General features: G+C 61.9%; 5 protein-coding genes. All 5 read right to left on the reverse strand.

Going from position 1 to position 3,769, the window contains the following annotated elements; all coding sequences use genetic code 11:
• On the reverse strand, positions 1–842 hold an 842-nt coding region (gene pncB, locus AC1DWI_RS16310), incomplete at its 3' end, for a nicotinate phosphoribosyltransferase (protein WP_477725221.1).
• Positions 843–945: 103 nt separating this feature from the next.
• Positions 946–1,299, reverse strand: coding sequence for an FKBP-type peptidyl-prolyl cis-trans isomerase (locus AC1DWI_RS16315; protein ID WP_457278836.1), 354 nt, complete (start codon positions 1,297–1,299; stop codon positions 946–948).
• Positions 1,300–1,439: 140 nt separating this feature from the next.
• Entirely contained in the window at positions 1,440–2,186 is a 747-nt protein-coding gene (locus AC1DWI_RS16320) for a nitroreductase (protein WP_477671031.1), read from the reverse strand.
• Positions 2,186–2,626: an acyl-CoA thioesterase gene (locus tag AC1DWI_RS16325; protein ID WP_477671032.1), complete on the reverse strand. Its 441-nt coding sequence runs from the start codon at positions 2,624–2,626 to the stop codon at positions 2,186–2,188. The genes AC1DWI_RS16320 and AC1DWI_RS16325 overlap by 1 nt, the downstream gene beginning before the upstream one ends.
• Entirely contained in the window at positions 2,598–3,623 is a 1,026-nt protein-coding gene (locus AC1DWI_RS16330) for an NAD(P)H-binding protein (protein ID WP_477671033.1), read from the reverse strand. Before AC1DWI_RS16330 ends, AC1DWI_RS16325 begins: the two co-directional genes overlap by 29 nt.
• Positions 3,624–3,769: the final 146 nt, after the last annotated feature.

Raw genomic sequence — 3,769 nt, forward strand, 5'->3', positions numbered from 1 at the left:
CCGTCAAACAGTTTGCAGAAGTACATGTCGAAATCGCGCAGGAAGGCACTCATGCCGTAAACGTCCGACAGCGCGATCCCAAGGTCGCCCCGGTATTCCTTGGCCCATGACTCGAAGCCAAAGACCTGACTGTCACGCAGACGCGGCCCCAGCGCCTGGCAGGCCTGCAGGTATTCATGCGCCATGGTGCCTAACGGCGTCAGCCCGAGCTTCATGGCAAACAGCACATTGCTGGTGCCGGCGAACTGGCCACCCACCCCCGTGCCCAGCCGCGTCACCAGGGTGCGCAGCACTTCTTCGTGCCAGGCTTTGCCAAACCGGCGGCGTGTGCCGTAATCGGCGATCTTGAGCGTTCGCAGGCCCTGCGTCTGCAACTCGCCAATTTTGGTCTCCAGGCGCTTGCGACCTTCGACCAGGTCCGCCTTCTTCTGCGTGTTGCGAAAATAGACCTCATTGATGATGGCCAGCACCGGAATCTCGAAGAGGATGGTGTGCAGCCAGGGGCCCTTGATGGACACGTCKATCTCGCCCGAAGGCAAGGCCGTGACGCTGACGTACTTTTCATTGAGCCGGAAGATGCCGAGGAAGTCGACAAAATCGCTCTTGATGAAGCGCATGGCCTTGAGGTAAGCCAGCTCGGCATCCTGAAAGCGCAGACTGCACAGGCCACGGATTTCTTCCCGTATCTCGGTCACATAGGGCGCCAGATCACCAATACCCGGAGCACCGGCGTTGCGGCACTTGAAGCGGTATTCCACCTCGGCGCCCGGAAACTGGTGCAAGACCACCTGCATCATGGTGAACTTGTACAAGTCGGTGTCTAGCAGGCTGGTGATGATCATGGGGATCGCTTGAGGGCCGCGGCGCCAGGGCGCCTTGGCGGTTAATCAGGTGAACAGGCCCGGCGCCAATGCCGCACCGGGGCCTTCTTCAACTCGCGCCAGCTCAGGTACCGAGAAAATCCACTTCAAACAGCAAAGTGGCGTTCGGTGGAATCACGCCGCCGGCGCCGCGCGCACCGTAGCCCAGCTCCGCCGGAATGACGAGGCGGCGGGTGCCACCCACCGACATGCCTTGCACGCCTTCGTCCCAGCCGCGGATCACCTGCCCTGCGCCAAGGGAAAACTCGAACGGCTGGCCGCGGTCCTTGCTGGAGTCGAACTTGGCGCCCTGGACGCCGTTGTTATAGAGCCAGCCGGTGTAGTGAACCTTGACATGTTGCCCCGCCTTGGCGATGGCACCGGTGCCCAGCACGGTGTCTTCGTATTGCAGSCCGGAAGGTGTGGTGGTGAGATTCATTGTGAGGTCCTTCTAAAACAGGTGAAACAAAAAAACAGAGCCCAAACAGGCAAAAAGAAATCGCGTCTTTTCGCGAATCCCTGACTTTACCCGCAACACCCAAACTAGCTGGCGCGTACGGAGATGCAACTGCGCTGCGCCTAATCAAGCCATGTGGTGAATTCCGAAGCCGGCACCCGTGGCGTACGGAATGTGTTGACGAGCGCCGTGTCATCGGCATAACCCAGCGCCATGCCGCACACCAGCATTTCGTCGCTACCCGCGCCGATGTGCGGGAGGATGATCCGGGAAAACCCGTTCCAGGCCGCTTGCGGGCAGGTGTGCAGGCCCAGGCCGCGCGCGGCCACCATGAGGTTTTGCATGAACATGCCGTAGTCCACAAGTGAACCCCGGCCCATCACGCGGTCCAGCGTGAACATCAGGCCCACAGGCGCGTCGAACAACTGGAAGTTGCGATGGTGCTGTGCATGCATCTTGTCCTTGTCGCCCTTGGTGATTCCCAGCAGTCCGTAGAGGCCCCAGCCGTTTTCGCGACGGCGGTCGATATAGGGCGAGACCCACTTTTCAGGGTAGTAGTCGTATTCCTCTTTGTAGTCGGCGGCCAGTGCGGGGTTGGCGTATATCGCGTCATGGGCCTCGCAGACTTTGCCGACCAACGCATCGCGGCTCGCGCCCTGCAGCACATAGGCCTTCCAGGGCTGTGTGTTGGTGCCTGAAGGCGCGCGGCTGGCTACTTCCAGCAGGTGGGCAATGGTCTCGCGCGGCACCGGTTTGGGTAAAAACTGGCGTATCGACTGGCGGCTGACGATGGCTTCATCCACCGCATTGCGTGCATCGCCTGCTCGGCGCGGGGTGATATAGGGAAGCACGGGCAGTGCCTGGGTCATCAGAGGGTCTCCAGTACAGAAAGCAGTTCGGGGGGCAGTGGCGCCGGCCGGCGCGTGACGCGGTCGACATACACATGGATGAAATGGCCCCGGGCCGCGCACGATGCACCCTCATCGCCGGGGAACAGGGCCACTTCGTAGCGCACGCTGGACGAGCCGACGTGTGCCACGCGGATGCCCGCGACCACCGGCTCCGGAAAGGCCAGCGGCGCGAAGTAGTTGCATTGGGTTTCGATCACCAGGCCGATCACGCTGCCGGTGTGGATGTCGATGGCGCCGCGTTCAATCAGGAGGCCGTTGACGGCGGTATCGAACCAGCTGTAGTAGACGACGTTGTTGACGTGACCGTAAACATCGTTGTCGGACCATCGGGTGCCGATGTCGCGAAAGGCTTTATAGGCGCTGCGGGCTTCAGCCTGCGGGCGTGTCGGGGAGGTCATGAGAACCTATTTTGCCAGCGTGAACCTGGCCGGACTCAGGGTGGGCTTTTGGATGAATAACTGGGCTGCAGGGAAGTCTGATCGGAAGCGGCTCGCGCCCCAGCAATTCCGGCAAACGATTGGGTGAAGGCACGTTGTCCCGCTGCAGCAATATCCAGTGCCCATACGAGAAAGGCGAAAAGTGCAGGACGTCGCATACATGCGCGCCCAGGCGTGCCGCCCAGTTGGGCAACGGAATTTGCAGCGCGCGGGTGCGGGTGTAGTCGGCGCGAAGCTCACGCAAATACTCCGCGTAGCCGTATCGGCGGGTGCCGCCGAGTTCAACCTCGCGGTGACCAGCCAGGGAGGAAAGAGCCGCAAGCGCAGCAAACGCTTTCCCAAGATCGGTGGCAGCCATCGCCGCAATACCGCCGCGCGCACCGCGCGGAATAAATTGCACCGGCGAGCGCGACAAGCCGCGCAGCCAGCGGGCACCAAAGCCGCCCTCGCCGTCGAGCAAGGACGGCCGCACGATGGCGTAGTCGCTGCCCGACGCCGCGATGGTGTGCTCACCCAGCAGCTTGCTCGACAAAAACCGGCTTTTGGCGCCTGCGTGCAAGCCCAGGGCCGAGGTATGAATCAGCCGAATGCCGGCGCCGGCGCAAGCGACGGCCAGCGCCGCTGGCGCGCGGTGATGCACATGGTCATACGACTCATTCGGCCGCTGGCGAAGGATGCCCACGCAATTGACGACCACGTCCACATCTTTCAGCAGGGTTGTCCACGCATCGGGCTGTAACAGCTGCTCAAAGCGCGCAGCGCGCAAGACAGCAAAAGGATAGGCCTCTTCGTGGCGCGAAGGATGGCGGCTGCCGATCGAAACCTGCGCGCCCGACGCGTGCAGCGCCGCCACGGCATGGCGGCCAATGAAGCCGGTGCCGCCTAACACCAGCACGCGAAGAGCGTGGGCAGCATGGGCTGCGGTATTTTTCTGGGATTCCCCGGAGCGTGGCTGCATATTTTTGTTTGTTATTAGCTTGTTTTACTTCCTGGCCACCTAGGATGGCCCTGGCAATGTAGCAGCAATCCCCGCTGGATCACCCCCGCTACGGATTCCAGCGCTTCCAGTATTCAAGCGCCACCCGGTAGGTGTTCATCTGCACC

The sequence above is a fragment of the Polaromonas sp. P3_C2 genome (assembly GCF_056402675.1).

Excerpts from the sequence above, each read along its gene's own strand:
- AC1DWI_RS16320 (WP_477671031.1), bottom strand. The coding sequence starts at position 2,186 with ATGACCCAGGCACTGCCCGTGCTTCCCTATATCACCCCGCGCCGAGCA.
- AC1DWI_RS16325 (WP_477671032.1), bottom strand. The coding sequence starts at position 2,626 with ATGACCTCCCCGACACGCCCGCAGGCTGAAGCCCGCAGCGCCTATAAA.
- AC1DWI_RS16330 (WP_477671033.1), bottom strand. The coding sequence starts at position 3,623 with ATGCAGCCACGCTCCGGGGAATCCCAGAAAAATACCGCAGCCCATGCT.